Here is a 22,965-nt window from a genome sequence, read left to right on the forward strand (position 1 = left end):
TATGGAAACTGATAAATGACGGCATATCAGCAAAACCTGTCAGAAATATTTGAGAAACAAGAACATCCACGTAATCTTATTTTATTTCAAAAGATAATATTGCTTGCACGTGAAGGATTATTGCAAGTGAATGGCCAGTTTCCGGATTCAAGTAAAACCTTATTCGAAAATTTAATAGAGGGGCATAGCTTTGTTGTTGACTTAACCCAACTGGATCCAAGTTATCGTTATAAATTGAAAACCTGGTTATTAGATCCTCATCAAAACCAATGTAGTTATAGCTTCTGGGAGGGGTATGTTAATAATGATCACCGAGGCTACACCGTTGAAGTACCTCTCTCGTGGTGGGGACGATTTTATAACTGGTTATTTGGTTCAGTTGAAACGTCTTACTGGCCTTTGGCAACAAAAAAGAATTTAAACCCTGATTTTCAATTACATGGATTTACACTACAAACAGGCAAACAAGGCTGGCTATTTGAGTTTAAGCATACCCATTTAGAGAACTTATTTTCCTTTAAGAAAAATAAGGAGAATTTAGAAAAAGCACGGAACAGTAGGCGGATTGTGCTTACGCCTGGCATAGTTGACAAGCTTGTTAAAGTTAATAAAGTCGATGACAGGATCTATCATGAGCTCAATGAGCCCCACCCACTATCAATCGATGTTTTACCCAGTCATAAAGACTATCGATATCAAGCCATGGCTGAATTCCGCAAAACAGAATTCATTGAGGAAAATCTAGCCTGGTATGTCCAACTTTGGCGTTGGATTCTTCAATTCACAACGTCATTGATAAAGTTTGTTGTTTCGTTATGGCAAGATAGTCCTTCGGATCAAGATGAGGAAAAAACCAGTAAGGCTCAACCACTAGTTGCATCAACACAACACGTTTTATTTGAAAATGAGCAGATTCGCATTACCAAACAAAATGGTGTCTATCAAGTTCGGGAAATATGGTCGGGTTATAAAAATTTAGTCTGCTCAGGCGGTGGCGGTAAAATATTTTCATTGGTTGGTGGCTATCGAGCCTGTCGAGAAATGGGCATACCTTTTACGGCATATGCGGGAAGTTCAGCCGGGGCGATTATGTCAATTTTGGCTTACTTAAACTATGAGCCTGAGCAAGTTGAAAAATATTTTGCTGATTTTAACCGAGAAGTCCTGCTTTATAACGAGTGGGATAAAACGGGTTATTCAAAAACAACGGCTCTTAAAGCCGGATTGGACTATGTGATTGGTTTAAAAGTTTTAGAAATTATTAATCGCTATCACATTGATAAATCAGAAGATGGGCGAAAATTTCTAAATGATGAAGTGTTTAATTTAGGTAAAATTACCTTTCGATCGTTGGCGAATTTAAAAAAGCGATATCCTGACTGCGGATTGGGCGATGAACTCATTATTACTGCTAGCAACTTAGAGGCGCAAAGAGCCAGTTATTTCTCGCTCAAAACAACACCGGATCTGGAACTCAGTCATGCAGGTGAGATGTCAGGAAGCATTCCCCCCTTATATAAACCCCCTGAATTTCAAGGGGTTCCTCATACGGATGGTGGTCTAACTAGCAATTTTCCAACAGAGGCTTTCATTGGTCATGACAAGTCATTGCTAAGCTCTCGGTATGGTTATAGTATCGAATCGCTTGGTTTTTGTTTTGATAATGGCACAGAAGAAGGCATGCTTAATGGGTTCCGGCAGAGGATATATCGAGAGTCTTGGTTAGCAAATTGGTTTTATCAATTAATATCAGGGATACAAGATCCGGTTAGCGCATGGGAATGGGATCGAATTAAAATGGTTCAACAAAGTTTTACCACGGTTTTGTTACACGCCGATGTACCATCAACGCAGTTTAGTGTTCCTACAGATAAACAAAAAGAGCTTGTTGAAAAGGGCTATCAAGAGACCATGCGGCATTTAAATTACCTTTATAGCAAAAATAAACACGATGACGGTTACCATCCTTCGCAACTGATGTTTGAAAGTTTTCAGTCGATTGAGGCAATTCTGGTGCATTGTTGTTTTCGCCAAAATAAACCATTGTTTGATCAATTAGTCCCCATTGCTAAGCAACATGGTGTCAGCCAAAAAAGAATTGATTTGTTAGCACGCCGTTTTGATTTACCTGATGCCAACAATAACGCTGCACCTAATGCACTAACACAACCAACTGAATCAGCAAAATCCAAGATTAGTAAATCACTCTCGAATTTATTGATATCAAGACACTATACCGATAGGATGCGTTTTTTTATTTATATATACCCCATTTTTTTGAGAATGCGTTTGCCCATGTTTGCTAATAAAACAGATTATGACCTATTTTGCAAAGCACGACATGGAACGAGCATTAATAATCCGTTTTTTGCTTTATCACATTTGAAGCAACTTAATTCTAAACAACACTTGGTATTATTTTTAGTGATTTATTGTTTAAAAAAATTCCACTATAACAAATACGATGAACTGTGTGCGATACTAAAAAATTTATCTGATGCTATCATTGCAGGCGAAATTGACTTAAACTCACCTAAATACCTCAATGTTTGGTCAACTTCATTAAAAGAACATGAGAAATTAAATCAAATTCTAGATTTTGTAAAAACGAAAAATTGGTCAGGCTTAGACGAGGCAGTGGAGTCGATACAAAATCCCCAACCGGATATTCAACCATCGACTGCTCAAGAAAGTCATGTTGTCGATAGTAGCAATAATAACCTAGTGGCCTTGGTGAAATAGAATCTTATGTGTACTAATTGACATGAGGACACCAAATCCGGCCATGAAGGTTACCATGGCTGTGCCGCCATAGCTTACGAGAGGCAACGGAATTCCTACAACGGGCAATATCCCCATAACCATACCAATATTCACAAAAGCAGATATGAAAAAGGTGAAACTCAAACTACCGGCAAGCATTCGCGTATAGTTTGTCTGTGCTTGCAAGGCAATTTGTAAACCGCGAAGGGTGATACAGATAATCATTGCAATTAGTATAAAAGAACCAAAGTAGCCAAATTCTTCACCGCAAACGGCGAAAATGAAGTCAGTGGCATGCTCAGGCAAAAAATTCAAATGAGATTGACTTCCTTGTAACCACCCTTTGCCAGCAAGGCCACCGGATCCTATAGCAATCTTAGATTGAATGATATGATAGCCTGCGCCTAACGGATCTTTTTCAGGATTTAGTAGCATCATCACCCGCTTTTTTTGATAGTCATGGAGAAAATGCCACAAAATAGGAAGTGCTGAAAGACCAAGGCAAGTGGCGGAAAAGATAATGCGGTAACTAAGGCCTGCTAAAAAGATGACACATAAGCCTGCTGAAGCAACCATTATAGCAGTGCCAAGGTCAGGCTGTTTGGCGATTATCAACGTAGGCACCAGAATAATAGCCAAGGTAATGATCCAAGTGGATTGTTTATGTAACCCGCCTTTCTGGTCGATATACCAAGCCGCCATCATTGGCACAGCAAGCTTCATTATCTCAGAGGGTTGAAAGCGGAATAAGCCAAGTTCTAGCCATCTTTGAGCGCCTTTCCCTATCTTTCCAAGAACCATAACGGCAATCAATAACATTAATCCAGAAATATAAAGCCAGGGTGACCAAAGTTTGTAACGGTGTGGTGGGATGAATGCAAATACAATCATGACTAACAAAGCAAAGCAAAGTCTAATGAACTGACGATTCATGACGTTCATATCTTCGTTGGAGGCGCTGTATAAAATAATCAAGCCAAAGCACATCAGCATTAATAATGCCCCGAGTAACGGAAAATCAATATGAAGTGCCCGTTTTGTTAATCGATAGATGGGATTATGTATGTTTTGATTTTTCATGTTGTTTCTTGGATTCAAAGTAAGCATCGATGACTTTACGAGCAATATTGGGTGCAATATGATCATTCTCTAACACGACTGCTACCGCAATTTCAGGCGATTCAGCAGGAACAAATGCAATAAATAACGAATGATCCCTCAATCGCTCGGGTATCTCAGTATATTTTTTTCGATCGTATTTTTTGGCGCTGTGTACTTGCGCAGTACCCGTTTTCGCTGCAATCGAATAGGGTACATTTTTTCCATAACGGTAACCAGTACCGTCCGGGCTGGTAATGACTCTGGTCATGGATTCACTAATAAACGTCCAATTGTTTTTATCACCGACATCAACAGGGTATTCCTCTAAGGGACTAATGTCTAATGAAACGTTTTGACCCAGGTTGCTCACAGATTTTAGTACATGAGGGCGATAGTGCCTGCCTTTTGAGCCTAAGGCTGCAGAAGCTCTCGCTAATTGCAAGGGTGTGCTAAGCATAAATCCTTGCCCAATACTGGTTATAATGGTATCCCCACCATACCACGGTTTATGTTTTGTTTCGCGCTTCCAACGAGCAGTAGGTAATATGCCGCCTAATTCGTCAGGCAAATCGATGTGAGTTAGCTGTCCAAACCCAAATTGCGATAACATCGCTTCAATTCCTGAGATCCCTAATCGCTCACCGAGCTGATAAAAAAAGGTATCACAAGATACCCTTATCGCTTTGGATAAGTCAACCATACCATGGCCAAACTTTTTCCAATCTCGATAAACGTGGCTCGCTCCACGAATTTGATACCAACCTTTATCAAAAATTCTTGTTTGACTTGTCACAATACCACTCTCTAGCCCAGCTAACGCAATATAGGGTTTGATGGTTGACGCGGGAGGGTAGAGTCCTCGAATAGCTCGATTAAATAATGGCTTATCCGGATCATTGAGCAAATCTTGGTAATTAGCTTGTGAAATGCCATTGACAAATAAATTACTATCAAATGATGGCGTGCTCGCCAATGCAAGAATTTCGCCATTGTGAGTGTCAATGACAACCACTGCACCTCGCTTATTATTTAATGCATAATGTGCAGCAAGTTGAATGTTAATATCGAGCGACAATGTTAATTTGTCACCAGAAAGAGGGGGCCGTTCATCAATTGTCTTTAGTATTCTGCCGCTGACATCTGCTTCAACTTGTCGATACCCTATTCGACCATGTAATAACGGTTCGTAGAATTTTTCAATGCCTGTTTTGCCAATAAAATTGGTGGCACGGTAATTTTGATTATCGACAATAGCCAGTTCTTTTGTATTAATCCTACCGACGAAGCCAACGACATGTGAAGTTGCCTGGCTATAAGGGTAACTGCGCATTAAACGCGCTTTAATCAAAACGCCTGGAAATTTGAATTGATTAACAGCAAAGCGGGCCACTTCATCTTCATTCAATTTCAGTTTAAAAGGTGTTGGCAAAAACGATCGGCTAGCTAATCGGCTTTTGTTAAAGGTTTCGATGTCTTCATCGGTGATAGATGGCAATAAGTGTTTAAGCCGTTCCAGTGTTTTAGGTAAGTTTTTTATACGTTCTGGTATGATTTCTAATGAATAAACGGGGATGTTATCTGCTAAAACCACCCCATTTCGATCCGTAATAATTCCTCTTGGCGGAGCGATAGGAATGGTATTTAACTGGTTTTTGAGTGAAAGCAGTTGGTAGCGCCCATGTTGTGACAATTGCAGATAGGCTAGTCGAATTAACAAAATTGCAGCAAAGCAGAAAACCAGCGCATACAAAATAAATAGACGATTACTTTGCTGGGGCTGATTATTTGTGTGATGAGGATAATCTGAATAAGTCACATTGACGCCACTGTTTTTTAACAACTACTTATGATAAGGGTGATCGCTTAGGATTGTCCAGCTACGATATAGCGATTCGAATAAAACAATACGAGCAATCGGGTGTGGCAGTGTTAAGTTCGATAATGACCAGTTTTCATGAACTAAATCCATTACCGGGTTTGGTATCCCTTCAGGCCCTCCGATTAGAAGACACCAATGGGGTTTTGTTTGTTGAAGCTGACAAACCCGCGCCGCCAATTGTTCGCTTGTCATGGCGGTCCCATTAATATCCAGAGCAATCACATAGGAACCATTGGGAATGTGTTTAATCATGTTTTCAGCTTCTTTGTCTTGAATTGTTTTGAAGCTATGAACTTTACCCCGCTTTTGCAATGGAATTTCAATTAATTGAACCTGGCAGAATTCTTTTAATCGTTTGCTAAAGATAGTAACTGCCTCATTGACCCAGTTGGGCATTTTATTACCAAGACAAATAATTGTTAGCTTAACCATGATCCTCTTGAGGGCGTGCTTTTTGCCATAATTCTTCGAGATTATAGTATGCACGGTGATCGGGATGCATGATATGGACAATGATGTCATTGTAATCAATGAGTGCCCATTCTCCGCGATCGATACCTTCTTTGCTTATTGGTTGGAAACCAGCATGTTTTAATTTTTCCACTAATATTTCCGCAGTAGATTTCACATGCCTTGTTGATCGACCTGAGCATATCACCATACAATTGGTAACAGAAGTTTTATCTGAAACATCAATAACGTCGATTTGATTGGCCTTTGCTTCTTCGAGTTCATGAATAATTCTTTCGAGTAATGTTTTTTGGGTCATAGAGTGAGTTTGTTTAAAAAAGTCGTATATTCTAACAGGAACATTGCGTGCTTTAAAGACTATTGCGGGTATTTTAGTTGATTAAATTTCCGATGAGTCCATCGCTAAAATGATCTTATTGATAAGCCTAAAAAAGATAAAGCTAAATACTGTGGCGATAAACATGATAAACGATAATAAATTAAAGCTATCAAGATAATGCATTTTAACTATCATTAAAGGGCTGTTTGGATGATAATTTACCGCAGTGAATGTGGCTAAGATTCCTGATAAATACCCGCCTAACCCCAGGGATACAAAGAATATGCCCATCATTGTGCTCACATGGGATTTGCTTGCCAACGTAGTTATAGCCGCTAAGCCAACAGGCGATAACAGCAACTCAGCGATTGAGATGAGTAGGTAAGCAGGAATAATGAGCAGAGGTTGAATTTTGTCAATACTCATAACGGAGCGATAACAGACCCAGGTAATAAATAAATACGCTAAACTCATGCAGATCATTGCGAGAAAGAATTTCACATTCGTGCGTTTAGCGACTTCCTGGACGGATAATTTTCGTCGATTTCTGGTTAATATTAACCCAAAAAATAGCATTCCCACACTTTGGATACTGACATAATAGGGGGGAGGGAATTGTACGCCAAATACATCGGGCATAACCACTCGCTCAATAAACAACGTAAGCGAGGTGAACATTTGAAAATAAAACGCCCAAAATAGAATTGAAATACAACACAGGCAACAAATTATCATTGTCAACTTTGCCTGATGTTTGCTATCTGTGCGAATGGATTGAATGAGATAGGCAATTGATCCTAAAAAAATAATAGCAAATGTTGAGGCAGCAAATGTTGGGGTACTTAATATAAACCAAAAAATCACACCTGACAGCGCTAGAAGCACGAAAGCGTAAAATCCATTGATTAATTCGAATGGTTGTTGTAGGCGATTTCGAATTTTAAATATCTGACAACCAACTACAAACAAGATCAAGGCAAAAACCATGCCTATCGCCCCACTAATAAATGCAGCAGACCAATTAAAGTACCATGTTAAAATACTCGGTAAGGTTGTACCTAAAATAATACCGGTTGTGATACCCATATAAAAGAGGGTAAATCCCCGTTCTCGATAGGGAGAATCAACATCATATTCATTGCCGAGCATGGCGGATATATTGGGCTTGATTAAACCCGTACCAATCGCAATACAAGCAAGTGAAATGGGTAACGAATGCGTATCATGTGACATCGAGAGTAATAAATAGCTCCCGCATAGAAAAATGCTGCCTACAATCACCGCATATTTTTGACCAATTAATCGGTCTGCTATCCACCCACCAATCACAGGAGATAAATAAGTTAGCGCAGTAAACGTGCCAACCAAATTATAGATGCGATCATCGGGCCATGAAAAAAACTGGGTGAGATACAATGCTAGAAGGGATTGTACTGCATAAAAACCATACCTTTCCCAGAGCTCAGTACCACAAAATATAATCAGCGATCGGGGATGTTTGGTTGTGGATTTTGACATAAACCTGTCTATAGAAAGCAATTGATGGCCATTATTATATCATTTTAACGGTTGAAAATGAAATAATTATGGAATGAGAGCGTGCCCTAGCATTTTAAACATTCTTGGGTATAATTAACCGAAATCAATATGGACAAGGATTAAGCTGTGATTAAAGCACGAACAGGTAGTGATCGCGTTGCGAGTTGTTGGCAAACAGAAGCAGCAATACGCATGCTTTGTAATAATTTAAATCCTGAAGTCGCAGAAAACCCAGATGAACTAATTGTGTATGGCGGACTTGGCAAGGCAGCTAGAAATCAAGCGTGTTTGAAAAAAATATTAGATGTCCTTGAATCATTAACGCCTACTCAAACATTGCTTGTTCAGTCGGGTAAACCGGTTGGCGTTTTTGAGACACATCAAGACGCCCCTCGCGTACTCATCGCTAATTCAAATCTTGTTCCTCATTGGGCAAACTGGGAGCATTTTCATCAATTAGATAAAGCTGGGTTAATGATGTACGGCCAGATGACTGCCGGAAGTTGGATTTATATCGGTTCCCAAGGGATTGTGCAGGGGACATATGAAACTTTTATGGCTTGTGCAACAAAATATTATCAAGGCAGCTGGGAAGGGCGATGGATTTTAACGGGTGGGTTAGGTGGCATGGGTGGGGCTCAACCGCTTGCTGCTGTCATGGCTGGTGCATCGATGCTGGCTGTTGAATGTGATCCACAACGTATCCAAAAACGCCTAGATACAGGTTATTTGGACTACAAAGTTGATTCCTTATCCGAAGCTTATGCGCTCATCCAAAGCGCTTGTGAAAAGAAAAAACCAATTTCCGTTGGCTTATTGGGCAATGCTGCTGACGTCTATCAACAGCTTCTCGACCAAAAGATTATACCGGATGCGGTCACCGATCAAACGTCTGCTCATGACCCGCTGAATGGTTATATCCCTCAAGGGTATACTATGGAAAAGGCGGCTATTCTACGCGTTAAAGAGCCGAACCAATATATCACCCTTGCCCGTCAATCGATGGCAAACCAAGTAAAAGCCATGTTAGCCTTTCAAAAAATGGGTATACCCGTGTTTGATTATGGAAATAATATTAGACAGGAAGCGTTTAATCATGGCGTTAAAAACGCCTTTGATATTCCAGGGTTTGTACTTGAATTTATCCGCCCCTTGTTTTGTGAAGGCATCGGCCCTTTTCGCTGGGTTGCTTTATCGGGCGAAGCGGATGACATTTTTGCCACGGATGCAAAAGTTAAAGAGCTCATTCCGGATGATGTCCACCTCCATCAATGGTTGGATAAAGCAAAAGAGAAAATCCAGTTTCAAGGACTGCCATCGCGAATATGCTGGCTTGGATTGGAACATCGAGCAACAATCGGTGTTGCCTTTAATGACATGGTGCGGCGTGGCGAGTTAAAAGCGCCTATTGTCATAGGACGAGACCACCTTGATTCGGGCTCAGTGGCAAGCCCAAATCGAGAAACCGAGGGCATGAAAGATGGCTCGGATGCTGTCTCAGATTGGCCATTGTTGAATGCACTATTAAATTGCGCTAGTGGTGCAACATGGGTGAGCATCCACCATGGCGGTGGTGTAGGCATGGGCTATTCTCAGCATGCTGGTATGGTCATTGTTGCAGATGGCACACCTGAAGCGGAACAAAGGTTAAAACGCGTTTTGCATCATGATCCAGCTACTGGTGTGATGCGACATGCAGATGCGGGGTATGACTTGGCAATTAATTGCGCCAAAAAGAATAAACTATGGTTACCTATGATTGATTAGGAGTTTTTGCCATGTCCAAAATATTTTATCTTAAGCCTGGGCATTTAAGTTGGGATGAATGCAACTATTTAGTTGATAACGAGACAATTCAGATAGCATTGGAGCCTTCCGCTGTTGCTGACATCAATTTATCCAGGGCTGTTGTTGAAAAGATCGTTGCTAAAAAGCAGGTGGTCTATGGGATTAATACCGGTCTGGGGTTATTAGCAAATCGCATTATATCCGAAGAAAAGTTGCACACATTACAATACCATGCTTTGGTTTCCCATGCTTGCGGCATTGGTCCTGCACTCTCTAAGCGTATAACACGGATGATCTTATTATTGAAAATCAATAGCTTATCTATGGGATATTCGGGTGTGCGAGTTGAGCTAATAGAGCGGCTTATATTCTTTTATAACAGCCAACTTTTGCCGATTATTCCTGAAAAGGGATCTGTTGGCGCCTCGGGTGATCTAGTGCCCTTAGCACATATGTCGCTGCCATTAATCGGTGAAGGTTACTTTAATTACAAGAATGATGTGCTGACTGCTGTTGATGGGCTTAATAAATTTGGTTTGGCTCCATTAACATTAGAGCCAAAAGAGGGGTTGGCGCTCGTGAATGGCTTACAAGTTTCCCAAGCGATTGCTTTAAATGCGTTATGGCAAACGGAAGTGGTGTTTCATGCGGCAATTCTTGCTGGTAGCTTAACGACAGAAGCCATGTCCGCATGTTTAGTTCCATTTGATGACAGAATTCAGCAGGTCAAGGGGCATGCGGCGCAAATTCAAGTAGCAACATTGTTTCGCCAAATTTTTCAGGGTAGCCAAGTCAATCGAGATCAGGCGAGTTTAAACAAACCCGTACAAAACCCATATTCAATACGATGTCAACCACAAGTCATGGGCGCGATATTACACCAAATAAATTGGGTGAAAGAAACATTAACAGTGGAAATGAATAGCGTATCGGATAATCCCTTAGTGTTTGCAAAAGATGAAGATATCATATCGGGTGGAAACTTTCATGGTGAAATGATAGCGATGATGGCTGATAATTTAGCTTTGTCGATTGCAGAAATCGGTTCTTTATCCGAAAGAAGAATTGCATTACTAATTGATGAGAAATTCAGTGGACTGCCTGCTTTTTTAGTAAAAGATAATGGATTAAACTCTGGGTTTATGATGCCACAAGTGACTGCGGCCGCCTGTGCAAGTGATAATAAGGCCCTTGCTCATCCCCATGTGGTCGATAGTATACCCACTTCAGCGAATCAAGAAGATCATGTTTCGATGGCGACCTCAGCTGCTCTTCGACTCAGCTCGATGATTGATAATACCGCTACTATTGTGGCGATTGAATTAATATCTGCAGCACAAGGTGCAGATTTTCTTAATGTTGATAAACTGGCACCAGTAACACAAAAACTGCATCAGTTAATTCGTAGCAAAGTAAAGTTTTATGATGTTGACCGAGTTCACGCGCCGGATATTGCAATTATTAAAGAGTCAGTTCTTGCCGGAGAGTATGCTAATATTGTTCAACATTAAAATTAGCGATTGGGAAAAAATCGAACATTAGGAATTTCATATGGATTGTGAACAATTAGCACAGCGGTTTGAACTGACAGTAAAAACCTGGCGTCAGCAAGGTGATTTGCCTTTGTCAACTCGACAGGACTATTTGCGTAGGTTAGCTGATTTACTCCAAGAGCATGCCGAGGATATCTCGGCTGCAATAAACAGTGATTTTTTACATCGGTCAACGAAAGAAACATATTTCCTTGAGTTATTCCCCACACTCAAAGCGATAAAATATTGCTTAAAAAATATGAAAAAGTGGGCAAAACCGAGACGAAAAAAGGTATCTTACCTGTTTCAACCCGCCAAGGCTTATGTCCAGCCCCAAGCTTTGGGTGTCGTTGGCGTCATATCACCTTGGAATTATCCTCTTTATTTATCATTAGTGCCAGCTGCATATGCATTGGCAGCTGGGAACCGTGTTATGATTAAGTTTTCTGAATTGACACCGAAAACAGGCGAGTTGATAGCCTCACTCATTGAAAAAACTTTTCCAAAAGAAGATGTCTGTTTGATTAATGGCGATGTTACATTAGGAAAACGTTTTGCAAGTCTACCCTTTGGTCATTTAATATTCACAGGATCAACGACGGTGGGTAGACAAGTAATGCGTGCTGCAAGTGAGAATTTAACACCGGTCACCTTAGAGCTGGGGGGGAAGTCGCCTGCATTAATATCAACCTCCTGTCCCGATCATTATCTTCATCGCCTATTAATGGGTAAATGCTTTAATGCGGGTCAAACATGCATCGCCCCTGATTATGTTCTAATGCCCACTAGCGCTACTAATCGATTTGAGCAGTTAGTGCGGGAATTTATTGATAAACGTTACCCCAATATGCCCAACAATGATCATTATAGTAGTATTATATCGCCATCGCATTTTCAACGATTAATTCGATTATTAGAGGATGCTAAGATAAAAGGTGCCACGGTTATTTGTTTGGGTGACATAAACAATGAGTTGAGGAAGATGCCCTTAACGTTAGTGTTGAATCCTTCTGATGATATGATATTGATGCAGGAAGAAATTTTTGGGCCCATCTTGCCGGTGATTGGCTATGAAACATTTGATCAAGCTGTTTCTTATGTTGATAAGCACCGCAACCCACTTGCTTTGTATTATTTTGGTAAAAATAAGGCTGAAATTGAATTAGTTAGCAAGCGACAACTGAGTGGTGCCCTAACGATTAATGACACTATCATGCATATTGCTGTGGATGACCTGCCGTTTGGCGGGGTTGGTGAAAGCGGCATGGGCTGTTATCATGGCCAAGAAGGGTTTGATCGTTTTAGTATGTTGAAACCCATATTTATACAGAGAAATCTCGCGCCTGCTTCCTGGCTTTATCCGCCATATGGTAAACTAATGCGTCTATTTCTCAAGTGGATTGGACGTTTAAAATTCAAGGACAAAGCATGACTCAAACATTATTGATAACTGGCGCAAGTCGAGGCATTGGGCGTGAGATCGCTTTAAAATTTGCTGCACAGGGTGCAAACATTGCTATCGCAGCAAAGTCAGATAAACCCCATCCAACGTTAGCGGGTACGATATTTACGGTTGCGAAAGAAATTGAAGACGCAGGTGGCAAAGCATTACCAATCACTTGCGATGTTCGCTTTGAAGATCAAGTCAAAAATGCCATTGAACAAACCGTATCGCATTTTGGTGGGTTGGACTGTCTGGTCAATAATGCAAGTGCTATTAGTTTAACTAATACGCTAGATACGGACATGAAACGCTATGATTTAATGCATGCTGTCAATGTCAGAGCAACCTATATGTGCTCAAAGCATGCCATACCGCATTTAAAAAAATCGAATAATCCGCATATTCTAACACTTTCTCCACCGCTAACTATGCATGCCAAATGGTTTGGCCCTCATTTGGCTTACACCATGAGCAAATATGGCATGAGCATGTGCACCCTCGGTTTATCTGAAGAGTTAAGCGCGTTTGGTATTGCAGTGAACTCGCTTTGGCCAAGGACAACAATCGCAACCGATGCCGTTCGCGTCCATTTCCCAAAAGAAATTTATGAATCGAGTCGAAAACCAACGATTGTAGCCGATGCGGCACATTGGATATTAACCCAACCATCCAAGCTAATCACGGGGCATTTTTTTATTGACGAAGAGGTTCTGCGCAATGCGGGAGTCGTTGATTTTAAACCCTACTCAATCAACCCTAATATTGAACCATTTGATGATATATTTTTATGACCATTGAAATTTATACTGACGGTGCTTGTCAAGGTAATCCCGGTCCGGGCGGTTGGGGCGCGATTTTACGCTATAAAGATCATGAAAAGGAATTGAGTGGTGCTGAAGCATTAACCACCAATAATCGAATGGAATTAATGGCTGCGATTAAAGCCTTACAGGCTCTAAAGCGTAGCTGTCGAGTTGATGTATACACTGATTCACAGTACGTGAGACGAGGGATGACGGAATGGCTGAATGCCTGGAAACAAAAGCAATGGCGAAATGCGCAAAACAAACCTGTGAAAAATGCCGATCTATGGCAAGAATTAGATACCTTAGCACAAAAACATGATATCCATTGGCATTGGGTGAAAGGGCATGCAGGGCATCCTGAAAATGAACGAGCAGATAGGTTGGCAACTAGCGCAATAAAAACTTTGAGTGATTAAATTACCATTATGACTAGGCAAATTGTATTAGATACTGAAACAACGGGCATCTCACCTGAAGAGCATCGAATTATCGAGATAGGTTGTGTTGAGGTGGTGGATCGAAAAATAACCGGTTGCCATTATCACTGCTATATCAATCCTGAACGAGCGGTTGAGGATGCTGCATTTCAGGTTCATGGTATTAGTAATGAATTTCTAGCCGACAAACCAAAATTTGCTGACATTGTCGAAGAATTTATGTCTTTCATAAACGGTTGTGAATTAATCATTCACAACGCACCATTTGATGTGGGTTTCATTAACATGGAACTAGCAAAGGTAGGATGGAAGAAAAATTTACATAAATATTGTTCGATTATCGACACACTGGTTCTTGCAAAAAAGAAACATCCGGGGCAACGTAATAATCTAGACGCGCTATGCAAACGCTACGATATTGATAATACAAATCGTCAATTACATGGTGCTTTACTTGATGCTGAAATTTTGGCGTCAGTCTATCTGGCGATGACGGGCGGTCAAACAAGTCTTTTTGAACAGTTGGTGACAGAGCAACCCCGTCAATCAACCGATGGTATGACAGACCAAAAAACGGCGATTGTTCACAATGGCATTGTCATCAAAGCGACAGATGAAGAACAAGCGGCTCATGACAAATTTATGTCCTCGCTTGAATAATAATAGATTCTCATGAATCACTTCTTTCTGTATTTAGCTTTGCCTTTAGTGTGCTTGAGAGACTAAGAAAGCGATTTTAAAAAGGGATCCACTTCCTCCTTTTTAATACTAGCGGCGATTAAGAACTGATTTTCACCCATGGGACACCAGTCAATCACTTCACCTATTTCTATATCATTTAGCATTATTTTATCTAACGTTTCAGGTTGTAAATGGCTCACATAAGTGAAATAGCCATGTTTCAATTTTGCAAGGTAATGGGTGCGAGCGATAATTTCCTGACCACGAAAGCAACCCTTTTCCAGGCTGATCATAGTTGGCTGCAAATGGAAGTCTAGACGGTGGGGCAAAAATTGTCCTTGTGTGCATCCATAGATTGCCGGTCGATTGATTTTTAGACAATAGTAATGCCAAAGCAATGAACCTTTCATCATCGTTTGATTGTTTTTAATTAATATATCGGCAACCTCATTTTGTAGGAGGAGAATATGCATGTTTTCAGCAATCCGATAGAGGCATGCTTCTTCGTTTTGATTGAGTGTATCTGATTTCAATGGAGGGGTGATTGGTAAATCAATTTTTTCAACCGGGCCAATGACACCTAAAACGGAGTAGCGAGTGCTTGGCTTTAATTGTACATGACTAATAAGCGCTGCTTTTTCAAGCACGGACAGGGTTCTTGCCGTGATATCCTTTTCCATGACTAATTGATAGTCATGACAATGGATAACATCCATCAGAGCAATTATTCTGCCTTTCAGACTGCACAACATCCCTGTGCGATAATGCGTGCTATCGATTGAATTAATATCACAGCTCAATTGGCCTTGAAGAAACGATCCGGCTTTATCACCCTTCACAGAAATACAGTGTAAGTAATCAAGTTGGCACAAGTAGGTCTCATCGGAATTGACTTCCAATTCAGAGGATAAATCGGATGAATAGGTATAAACACGATCGTTAATGGTATATTGTTTCATAGTAAAAGTCTCAAGGATAAAGTGCGACACATAAAATAATACCTCCTATTCATCAATCCCTAATCTTCCCCTTGGGCACCATCCCGCCATGTCTGACAGATGGAAAATACAGGAAATGACATAGAAGCTTAACTTATAAAAGTAAATCGAATCATTGTCAAAGTTGACTATTTTAGTGTAGGATTTGCCTTCTATCAATGTATGAGTAAGCCATGATCGCAAAAGAACGGAAAGCAAAAATTGCCTGGCAATGTCGTCGAGGGTTATTAGAATTAGATATTATTTTTAACCACATTCTTGAGCATCATTTAGATGCCATGACAGAGGGCGAATTTGAAAAATTTGAAAAACTTCTTCATCACCAAGATAGTTATTTATATGCTTGGCTGATGGAATTTGAGCAACCAACCGATAAGGAAGACCAAGATAGTGTCCAATTTGTGTTGTCTCTCTATCACACTAACGCAATCAAATCTTGAAAAAAAATTGATTGCCTGTGTTTTTGGGGTGACCAGTATGGCTGTTTTGTTCTCACCCATAAGTTGGTTTGCAAAAACTCTGTTGTTAATAGGGTTGTTGTTTTACCTTTATATCCATCTCAGAAAAAAAGATAGCCAATTGCCTTTGAGGATCCTGTCTCGAGAAGATAAGTGGTTAATTTTAAACGGCGCTAAGGAAAAAAGTTATCAGAGTGCAACGTTGATATGTCAATTAGGCTGGTTATTGGTAATACGGTTTGATTGTTCAGGTAATAGCTATCTTTTACCAATTTATAAAGATCAGATCGCAGAAGAGGACTATCATTATTTATGTTTATTGATTCGGATAATCTAATGGAAACTCACGGATGATATTGATAGAATATGAAGCGTAACAGGTTATCCTACAATTATTCAGGGTAATGCTAAAAGCTTTTCTTTTGCAAACACAGAGCTTCCGATAACAAGCGGTAGGAATGAGAAGTCGGTTGGTATAAAAAAGATAAAAAAATAAGAGTATCGCCATGTTAGAAAGTGATCGCGTCATTAGTGCCATTACCGAACCCCGAGAAGATGTTATCGATAGGGCTATACGCCCATTGAAACTAGCTGATTATATAGGCCAAGATGCTGTTTGTGCGCAAATGGAGATTTTTATCAATGCCGCTATCAAGCGAGCCGACGCGCTTGACCATGTGCTAATATTTGGCCCTCCCGGGTTAGGCAAGACAACCCTGGCCAATATCATAGCCAATGAAATGAATGTGAATCTGCGTCAAACATCGGGGCCGGTTTTAGAACGGGCTGGTGATATTGCCGCTATGCTGACAAATTTAGAAAAAAACGATGTGTTATTTATTGATGAAATACATCGTTTAAGTCCCGTAATCGAAGAAATTTTATATCCCGCCATGGAAGATTATAAGTTAGATATTATGATAGGTGAAGGACCTGCTGCACGTTCAATCAAACTTGATTTGCCTCCTTTTACCTTGATTGGTGCAACCACCCGTGCCGGTTTGCTAACGTCTCCATTGCGAGATCGATTTGGAATTGTTCAAAGGTTAGAATACTATGACATCAATGCCCTCACGCAAATTGTTAAACGTTCAGCTAAGTTATTGAAGGTTCAGACAGAAGCGGAAGGGGCTTATGAGATAGCTAAACGCTCACGTGGAACACCAAGAATTGCTAATCGATTACTAAGACGTGTTAGAGATTATGCTGAAGTGATTGGGAAAGGTATTATTACCGCTACGATTGCAGAAGAAGCTTTATCAATGATGGATGTTGATAAGCACGGGTTCGATATCATGGATCGAAAATTAATTAAGGCAGTAATAGAGCGATTTGATGGCGGACCGGTTGGTATCGATAGCATATCCGCCTCAATAGGTGAAGAAAAAGGGACAATAGAGGACGTCATAGAACCGTATTTAATTCAACAAGGTTTTCTCATGCGCACTCCGAGAGGGCGAGTTGCAACCGAGTTGGCTTATCAATTTTATGGCTCGCCATTGACAGAAACTGCTGACACAGAGTAATTTATAATCAAACGAATGATAGGAGTAAGACGTGTTAGGAAATATTAGTTTCTTATCGTATTTTGCACAAGCAGATATCGTAGTTAAATCTGTCATGCTTGGTTTAATTCTTGCTTCATTGTTTTCTTGGGCATTGATTTTATATCGTTCCGCTTTTATTTATGCAAAACAACAAGATGATAAAAAATTTATGAAGGCTTTTGAAACTTCCACGGATTTAGGAAGGCTCTATGCGAGTGTCGATAAAGAAGATACTTCTGGTCTAGCCAGTATCTTTAAACGTGGATTTAAAGAGTTTTTGCGTTATCATCGTGCTGGCAAAACAACCTTAGAACCTATTGAGCGTGTTATGCAAATATCAGCTCTCAAAGAGGAAAATGAATTAACAGCCCATCACACGATATTAGCTTCGGTAGGGGCAATTGCTCCATTTGTCGGTTTGTTTGGTACAGTTTGGGGCATTATGAATGCTTTCCATGCCCTAGGACAAGTTCGTCAAGCAACGATTGCCATGGTAGCGCCTGGGTTATCTGAAGCACTATTTGCCACTGCCCTTGGCTTATTTGCTGCAATACCGGCAGTTATTGCTTATAATCGTTTACAACAAAAAAGCCAGCAAATTGTGTTTGAGCACCAATTATTCCAAGAAGAGTTGTTATTGATTTTTGAAAGACAAACGTTGGCTGATAGCCGGGATGATGTCAATGAAACAAACAAAGCAATCTAGACTAGCGCCGGTCGCAGAAATTAATGTAGTCCCCTACGTTGATGTGATGTTGGTGTTATTGGTTATTTTCATGATAACTGCGCCAATATTAAGTCAAGGGGTACAAGTTGAATTACCGAAAGCGACTAGTGAAGCAATACAAACCGATGGCGTAGAGCCGATAATTGTGAGTGTTGACAAGGAAGGGCAATATTTTTTAAATAAGGCTACTAATCCAGAGTCACCTATCTCAGCGAAAGATTTAATGGTAAGAGTTGCGGCAGAATTACGTATCGCAGCTGAAAAAAAACAAGCGCCTAAAGTTTTGGTAAAAGGTGACCAAGGTGTGCCCTACGGAAGGGTGATCACAGCCATGTCGCAACTCAAGCAAGCAGGTGCCGAACAAGTGGGTTTAATGACCGACGATAGGGAAGCTTAATTGTGTCAGATACGATGTCTTTTAAAAAAGCAATCCTTTATTCTTTCATGCTGCATTTGGCTGTGGTTGTATTTATTTCCTATGCGCCAACGCCAAAATCAGAGCCGATTATCAATGCGATGGTAATCGATAAGCCTCAGATCAATCCTGATCCCAACCATCAGGAACAAAAGGCGATTGAAGCAGTTAGTATTGATGCAAAGGAAATTGAAGAAGCCGTTCATAAATTAAAACAAGAACAAGATCAGGCGAATCGTCAACGACTTGCTAAAATAGCTGCAGAGAAAAGGGCTGCGGAAGAGGCGAAACGTCACAGAATTGAGGAAGAAAAACGTCTTGCCACCTTAAAGCGGGAAGCGAAAGAGCGAGCTGAACAACAGCGCAAAGAACAACAACGACTTGCTGCACTGAAAAAGGAACGTGAAAAACTTCAAAAGCAGCAACAAGAAGAAGCATTGAAACGACGCCTTGAAGAGGAACGTAAACAAAAAGCCGCTCAAGAGGCCGAACGTCAACGCGAACAGGCCGAACGTCGACGCGAAGAGGCATTGCAAGCAGCAAAAGCTGCCGCTGCAAAACAAGCACGCGTTAATGAAGCGCTCCAAAAATATAAGGCGCTTATCCTTCAAGCTATTTCGCAACAATGGATTTTACCTGCGAATGTTGATTCCCAGCTCAGTTGTGAGTTTCGAATTCGACTAGCGCCCGATGGAACGGTGGTGTTGGCGCAATTATCACGAAGCAGCGGGGACACAATTTTAGACCGCTCAGCAGAATCAGCCATCAATAAAGCATCTCCTTTGCCTGTCCCACAAGAAAGAGAGTTATTTGAGCTGTTTCGCGATATTCAATTAACCGTTAGACCGGAACAAGCACGAGGTTAACATGAGACGTTTTGTATTGATTTTTTTGTCGTTTTTTCCCTTCATGATTTGGGCGCTCAATCTCGAATTAACGCAGGGCGTGAGTTCTGCGATGCCCATCGCGATAGAATCCTTTTCAGGCCTTGACCCGGCATTGATGATGAGTGATATTGTCAAACGGGATTTAGCCAATGCCGGCTTGTTTCGAGTGATTTCAGCTTCACCTGCGAAAGGACAATCGATGCCCATCGCTAGTTGGCGACAACTGGGGGCAGATACGGTTTTAACTGGCGAAGTTAAAAAGCAAGATGATGGTCAATTAATGGTACGTTTCGAATTAATTGATGCTGTCACAAAAGGCAAAATGCTCTTAGCAGAGCAATATCGCATAAAACCCAGTCAAGGGCGATCGTTTGCGCATTTTATCAGTGACAGAGTGTATCAGAAATTAACTGGGGAAAAGGGAATCTTTTCGACAAAAATTGCTTATGTTCTCGTCAATCGTAATGCCAGCCGGAATAAATATAAGCTGGAAGTCGCGGACATGGATGGCGAAAACGCGCAAACGCTTTTGCAATCATCCGAGCCGATTATGTCGCCTGCTTGGTCTCCCGATGGTAAAAAATTGGCTTATGTTAGTTTTGAGCAAAAAAAATCGCAAGTATATCTGATTGAGTTAGCCTCTGGCCGCCGAAAATTGATAACAAATTTCCCTGGTATTAACGGTGCACCAGCGTTCTCGCCCGATGGTAATCGTCTAGCTATCGTATTGTCAAAATCCGGAGCGCCAAAATTATATCAAATCGATTTAAGATCGGGTGATATGACGCAATTGACTACGGGTGTGTCAATTGATACGGAACCAAGCTACTCACGTGATGGACAATCCATCATCTTTACCTCAAATCGAGGAGGCAGCCCACAAATTTATCAACTAAATTTGTCGACAAAGCAAATCAGTCGAGTGACATTTTCTGGCCAATACAATGCGCGAGCTTCCTTTACACCGGATAACAGAAATATCATCATGCTAAGACGACAACAGCATAAATATAATATTGCATTGCAGGGATTAGGTGGTAATGGCAACCACACACTCACCAACGCTGAACGTGATGAGTCGCCGACTATTGCACCGAATGGCCGTATGGTTCTCTACGCAACGCAACAAAGAAATCACGGTGTGCTCGCAATGGTTTCGACCGATGGCCGTATTCGATTAGTGTTGCCCTCTGGTGAAGGGGATGTGCAAGAACCTGCCTGGTCACCCTATTTATCGTAATTTACTTTGGGACACACTATGTTTAGGAGCATTGCCTTTTTATTAATCATCTGTTCAACGCAATTGCATGCATGGAACAGTATGGGACATCGTCTCGTTGCACAAATCGCCATTGACGAGCTTCCTGTTGGATATGTCAAAAAATTATCCCATCTAAATCATGTTTTGGATGCTATCTACCCGCCGAGAAAACTAGTTAATTCAGCGACTTGGATGGATGATATCCGGTTTGACGATATCCAATGGTATACCACTTATCACTATGAAGATAAATACTTTTCCGAAGATGGCACACCGTTACCAAAACAATGTGGCCAATATGCAAGATGGGCTATAAGCACTGCTGTTCAATCACTAGAAAATCCGCGCACCACTGCGTTGAACAAAGCCATGGCATTAAGAGTCATTCTCCATGTTATTGGTGATATTCATCAACCCTTGCATTCAATTGCGAAAGTATCGAAGGCTTATCCTCAGGGGGATGCAGGCGGCAATTATTATTCGTTAACGAAGAATACGGTTGGGCGATCGTTGCATGAATTTTGGGATAATGGTGCTGGTTATTTGATATCCAATAAACCGGTGAAATACCAAGATATCTTAAAAACAGCACGCCATATAGAAAAGAAATATCCTTGTCGATCATTGCCAGTTGGCCAAGTTGATGTGAGTCATTGGCTTGATGAATCACGAAAAATTGGTATTGAAAAAGTTTATGCACCCCTTAAAGGTAGTTCAAAAATACCTGCTCAGTACCAATCTGCCGCTCAAAAAATAAGTCAGTATCAAATTGCGCTAGCGGGTTGTCGTTTAGCTAAATTATTAAAGCAAACGCATGTAGCTTATTAGCCCTCTAATTCGCTTTTTCATTTTGCTTTCTACCCAGATAGGGGAGCAGATATTATTTGGATGGATGAAAGGTTGCTGAATTGCAGTTATAATTTTGATGTATTGGTCTTTGAGCCAATGCACAAATTGCAATATCTTGGTGCTATCCCTATTCAACTCTCTTCTTTTTTAATCTAAAATACGCACTTTCTTAATCCAAGGCACCATGCAACATACAAGTGAGAGTAAAAATGAGTCATTCAAAATTTAAAATAGCTTTAGTGCAAGAAAAATGGCGAGAAAATGCAAATGAACATCAAGATAGTCTAGCTTCTGGTGTTTTTGCTGCTGCCAAGCAAGGCGCTCAGTTAGTATGTCTGCAGGAGCTAACTTTATCGCCTTATTTTTGTACCCGCTCGGATGTCGATCCAAAGCCTTATCAGGAGGATGTACAAAATGGCCCAACAGCTAGATTTGTAAGCAGTATTGCCAAAGAAGCTAACATTTGTGTTACTGCATCTCTATTTGAAAAAGCGGGCTATAATACCGCAGTTGCATTTAATAACGAAGGGAAATTAATAGGGGTCACGCGTAAGCAGCATATACCCAGTGGGGAAAAATACCATGAAGATTTTTATTTTAAACCAGGTGACTCAAATTATCCGATTCACACGGTAGCCGGACATAAACTCGGGTTACCGACTTGTTATGATCAATGGTTTCCAGAATTATCAAGAATTTATGGCCTAAAAGGGGCCGAAATATTAGTTTACCCAACCGCAATCGGCGGTGAACCAACCGCCCCTGATTTTGATAGCCAACCCATGTGGGAAAAAGTCATTGTGGCTCAAGGCATTATGGCTAATTCCTTTATGGTTGCCGTCAATCGAATTGGTTGTGAAGAGGGTCTTGAATTTTATGGCAGCAGCTTTATTAGTTCGCCTTTAGGTCACATTTTAGCCCAAGCACCAAGGAATGAATCTGCTGTGCTAGTTGCTGAATTGGATTTTAATGAGCGTGCGCTTTGGGGGCGATTATTTCCCTTTGCTCAACAACGTGAACCTCACACCTACCATGAACTTGTTAAATCAAGTCTTTAATTTAC

Annotated in this window: 22 protein-coding genes; 16 read left to right on the forward strand and 6 right to left on the reverse strand. The window is 40.8% G+C overall.

What is annotated here, in order from left to right:
- Positions 1-15 precede the first annotated feature (15 nt).
- Positions 16-2,742, forward strand: a complete 2,727-nt coding sequence (locus AB3348_RS00525; protein WP_367605586.1) for a patatin-like phospholipase family protein — start codon at positions 16-18, stop codon at positions 2,740-2,742.
- On the opposite strand, the gene rodA is transcribed toward AB3348_RS00525, so the two are convergent.
- The 5 genes from rodA to AB3348_RS00550 all read right to left on the reverse strand — a co-directional run bounded on the left by rodA (position 2,722) and on the right by AB3348_RS00550 (position 8,051).
- The gene (rodA, locus tag AB3348_RS00530; protein ID WP_367605587.1) at positions 2,722-3,843 is read right to left on the reverse strand and encodes a rod shape-determining protein RodA; all 1,122 of its coding nucleotides are present in this window, start codon (positions 3,841-3,843) and stop codon (positions 2,722-2,724) included. The genes AB3348_RS00525 and rodA overlap by 21 nt on opposite strands.
- On the reverse strand, positions 3,821-5,680 hold the full coding sequence (gene mrdA / locus AB3348_RS00535) for a penicillin-binding protein 2 (protein ID WP_367605588.1): 1,860 nt from the start codon (positions 5,678-5,680) through the stop codon (positions 3,821-3,823). Before mrdA ends, rodA begins: the two co-directional genes overlap by 23 nt.
- A 24-nt stretch (positions 5,681-5,704) precedes the next feature.
- Complete coding sequence (gene rlmH, locus AB3348_RS00540) at positions 5,705-6,175, reverse strand: 23S rRNA (pseudouridine(1915)-N(3))-methyltransferase RlmH (RefSeq protein WP_367605589.1); 471 nt, start codon at positions 6,173-6,175, stop codon at positions 5,705-5,707.
- Complete coding sequence (gene rsfS / locus AB3348_RS00545; protein ID WP_367605590.1) at positions 6,168-6,512, reverse strand: ribosome silencing factor; 345 nt, start codon at positions 6,510-6,512, stop codon at positions 6,168-6,170. The genes rlmH and rsfS overlap by 8 nt, the downstream gene beginning before the upstream one ends.
- 81 nt (positions 6,513-6,593) lie before the next feature.
- Positions 6,594-8,051: a peptide MFS transporter gene (locus tag AB3348_RS00550; protein WP_367605591.1), complete on the reverse strand. Its 1,458-nt coding sequence runs from the start codon at positions 8,049-8,051 to the stop codon at positions 6,594-6,596.
- A 147-nt stretch (positions 8,052-8,198) separates the two neighbouring features.
- Here AB3348_RS00550 and hutU point away from each other — a divergent pair, with 147 nt between their 5' ends.
- Genes hutU through dnaQ form a run of 6 tightly spaced genes read left to right on the forward strand, consistent with a single transcriptional unit; the run spans position 8,199 to position 14,739 of the window.
- Entirely contained in the window at positions 8,199-9,839 is a 1,641-nt protein-coding gene (gene hutU / locus AB3348_RS00555; RefSeq protein ID WP_367605592.1) for a urocanate hydratase, read from the forward strand.
- Between the two features lie 11 nt (positions 9,840-9,850).
- A complete protein-coding gene (hutH, locus tag AB3348_RS00560) occupies positions 9,851-11,371 on the forward strand; it encodes a histidine ammonia-lyase (RefSeq protein ID WP_367605593.1) in 1,521 nt (506 codons plus the stop codon).
- 40 nt (positions 11,372-11,411) lie between these two features.
- Entirely contained in the window at positions 11,412-12,824 is a 1,413-nt protein-coding gene (locus AB3348_RS00565) for a coniferyl aldehyde dehydrogenase (RefSeq protein WP_367605594.1), read from the forward strand.
- Entirely contained in the window at positions 12,821-13,627 is an 807-nt protein-coding gene (locus AB3348_RS00570) for an SDR family oxidoreductase (RefSeq protein WP_367605595.1), read from the forward strand. The genes AB3348_RS00565 and AB3348_RS00570 overlap by 4 nt, the downstream gene beginning before the upstream one ends.
- The gene (gene rnhA / locus AB3348_RS00575; protein ID WP_367605596.1) at positions 13,624-14,058 is read left to right on the forward strand and encodes a ribonuclease HI; all 435 of its coding nucleotides are present in this window, start codon (positions 13,624-13,626) and stop codon (positions 14,056-14,058) included. The genes AB3348_RS00570 and rnhA overlap by 4 nt, the downstream gene beginning before the upstream one ends.
- A 9-nt stretch (positions 14,059-14,067) precedes the next feature.
- Positions 14,068-14,739, forward strand: coding sequence for a DNA polymerase III subunit epsilon (dnaQ, locus tag AB3348_RS00580; RefSeq protein WP_367605597.1), 672 nt, complete (start codon positions 14,068-14,070; stop codon positions 14,737-14,739).
- Between the two features lie 62 nt (positions 14,740-14,801).
- Here the strand turns inward: dnaQ and AB3348_RS00585 are convergent, their stop codons facing one another.
- A complete protein-coding gene (locus AB3348_RS00585) occupies positions 14,802-15,719 on the reverse strand; it encodes a folate-binding protein YgfZ (protein WP_367605598.1) in 918 nt (305 codons plus the stop codon).
- A gap of 212 nt (positions 15,720-15,931) precedes the next feature.
- Between AB3348_RS00585 and AB3348_RS00590 the strand changes: the two genes are divergently transcribed.
- The 9 genes from AB3348_RS00590 to AB3348_RS00630 all read left to right on the forward strand — a co-directional run bounded on the left by AB3348_RS00590 (position 15,932) and on the right by AB3348_RS00630 (position 22,960).
- A complete protein-coding gene (locus AB3348_RS00590; protein ID WP_367605599.1) occupies positions 15,932-16,198 on the forward strand; it encodes a succinate dehydrogenase assembly factor 2 in 267 nt (88 codons plus the stop codon).
- 28 nt (positions 16,199-16,226) lie between these two features.
- Entirely contained in the window at positions 16,227-16,553 is a 327-nt protein-coding gene (locus AB3348_RS00595) for a hypothetical protein (protein WP_367605865.1), read from the forward strand.
- 169 nt (positions 16,554-16,722) lie between these two features.
- Complete coding sequence (gene ruvB / locus AB3348_RS00600; RefSeq protein ID WP_367605600.1) at positions 16,723-17,742, forward strand: Holliday junction branch migration DNA helicase RuvB; 1,020 nt, start codon at positions 16,723-16,725, stop codon at positions 17,740-17,742.
- Positions 17,743-17,773: 31 nt separating this feature from the next.
- A complete protein-coding gene (gene tolQ, locus AB3348_RS00605; protein WP_367605601.1) occupies positions 17,774-18,469 on the forward strand; it encodes a protein TolQ in 696 nt (231 codons plus the stop codon).
- Positions 18,447-18,887, forward strand: coding sequence for a protein TolR (tolR, locus tag AB3348_RS00610; protein WP_367605602.1), 441 nt, complete (start codon positions 18,447-18,449; stop codon positions 18,885-18,887). Before tolQ ends, tolR begins: the two co-directional genes overlap by 23 nt.
- A gap of 2 nt (positions 18,888-18,889) precedes the next feature.
- The gene (gene tolA / locus AB3348_RS00615; protein ID WP_367605603.1) at positions 18,890-19,771 is read left to right on the forward strand and encodes a cell envelope integrity protein TolA; all 882 of its coding nucleotides are present in this window, start codon (positions 18,890-18,892) and stop codon (positions 19,769-19,771) included.
- Between the two features lies 1 nt (position 19,772).
- Complete coding sequence (gene tolB, locus AB3348_RS00620; RefSeq protein ID WP_367605604.1) at positions 19,773-21,032, forward strand: Tol-Pal system beta propeller repeat protein TolB; 1,260 nt, start codon at positions 19,773-19,775, stop codon at positions 21,030-21,032.
- An 18-nt stretch (positions 21,033-21,050) separates the two neighbouring features.
- Positions 21,051-21,881 (forward strand): S1/P1 nuclease, encoded by an 831-nt coding sequence (locus AB3348_RS00625; protein ID WP_367605605.1) that lies wholly within the window; start codon positions 21,051-21,053, stop codon positions 21,879-21,881.
- A 230-nt stretch (positions 21,882-22,111) separates the two neighbouring features.
- Complete coding sequence (locus tag AB3348_RS00630; protein ID WP_367605606.1) at positions 22,112-22,960, forward strand: carbon-nitrogen hydrolase; 849 nt, start codon at positions 22,112-22,114, stop codon at positions 22,958-22,960.
- The last annotated feature ends 5 nt before the right edge of the window (positions 22,961-22,965 follow it).

Source organism: Legionella sp. W05-934-2 (assembly GCF_964199965.1).
GTDB lineage: Bacteria > Pseudomonadota > Gammaproteobacteria > Legionellales > Legionellaceae > JAFIFT01.

Bases quoted from the DNA above. Each gene is read 5' to 3' on its own strand.
- AB3348_RS00525 (WP_367605586.1), top strand. From the start codon at position 16: ATGACGGCATATCAGCAAAACCTGTCAGAAATATTTGAGAAACAAGAA.
- rodA (WP_367605587.1), bottom strand. From the start codon at position 3,843: ATGAAAAATCAAAACATACATAATCCCATCTATCGATTAACAAAACGG.
- rlmH (WP_367605589.1), bottom strand. From the start codon at position 6,175: ATGGTTAAGCTAACAATTATTTGTCTTGGTAATAAAATGCCCAACTGG.
- rsfS (WP_367605590.1), bottom strand. From the start codon at position 6,512: ATGACCCAAAAAACATTACTCGAAAGAATTATTCATGAACTCGAAGAA.
- AB3348_RS00550 (WP_367605591.1), bottom strand. From the start codon at position 8,051: ATGTCAAAATCCACAACCAAACATCCCCGATCGCTGATTATATTTTGT.
- hutH (WP_367605593.1), top strand. From the start codon at position 9,851: ATGTCCAAAATATTTTATCTTAAGCCTGGGCATTTAAGTTGGGATGAA.
- AB3348_RS00565 (WP_367605594.1), top strand. From the start codon at position 11,412: ATGGATTGTGAACAATTAGCACAGCGGTTTGAACTGACAGTAAAAACC.
- AB3348_RS00570 (WP_367605595.1), top strand. From the start codon at position 12,821: ATGACTCAAACATTATTGATAACTGGCGCAAGTCGAGGCATTGGGCGT.
- rnhA (WP_367605596.1), top strand. From the start codon at position 13,624: ATGACCATTGAAATTTATACTGACGGTGCTTGTCAAGGTAATCCCGGT.
- dnaQ (WP_367605597.1), top strand. From the start codon at position 14,068: ATGACTAGGCAAATTGTATTAGATACTGAAACAACGGGCATCTCACCT.
- AB3348_RS00585 (WP_367605598.1), bottom strand. From the start codon at position 15,719: ATGAAACAATATACCATTAACGATCGTGTTTATACCTATTCATCCGAT.
- AB3348_RS00590 (WP_367605599.1), top strand. From the start codon at position 15,932: ATGATCGCAAAAGAACGGAAAGCAAAAATTGCCTGGCAATGTCGTCGA.
- ruvB (WP_367605600.1), top strand. From the start codon at position 16,723: ATGTTAGAAAGTGATCGCGTCATTAGTGCCATTACCGAACCCCGAGAA.
- tolR (WP_367605602.1), top strand. From the start codon at position 18,447: ATGAAACAAACAAAGCAATCTAGACTAGCGCCGGTCGCAGAAATTAAT.
- tolB (WP_367605604.1), top strand. From the start codon at position 19,773: ATGAGACGTTTTGTATTGATTTTTTTGTCGTTTTTTCCCTTCATGATT.
- AB3348_RS00625 (WP_367605605.1), top strand. From the start codon at position 21,051: ATGTTTAGGAGCATTGCCTTTTTATTAATCATCTGTTCAACGCAATTG.
- AB3348_RS00630 (WP_367605606.1), top strand. From the start codon at position 22,112: ATGAGTCATTCAAAATTTAAAATAGCTTTAGTGCAAGAAAAATGGCGA.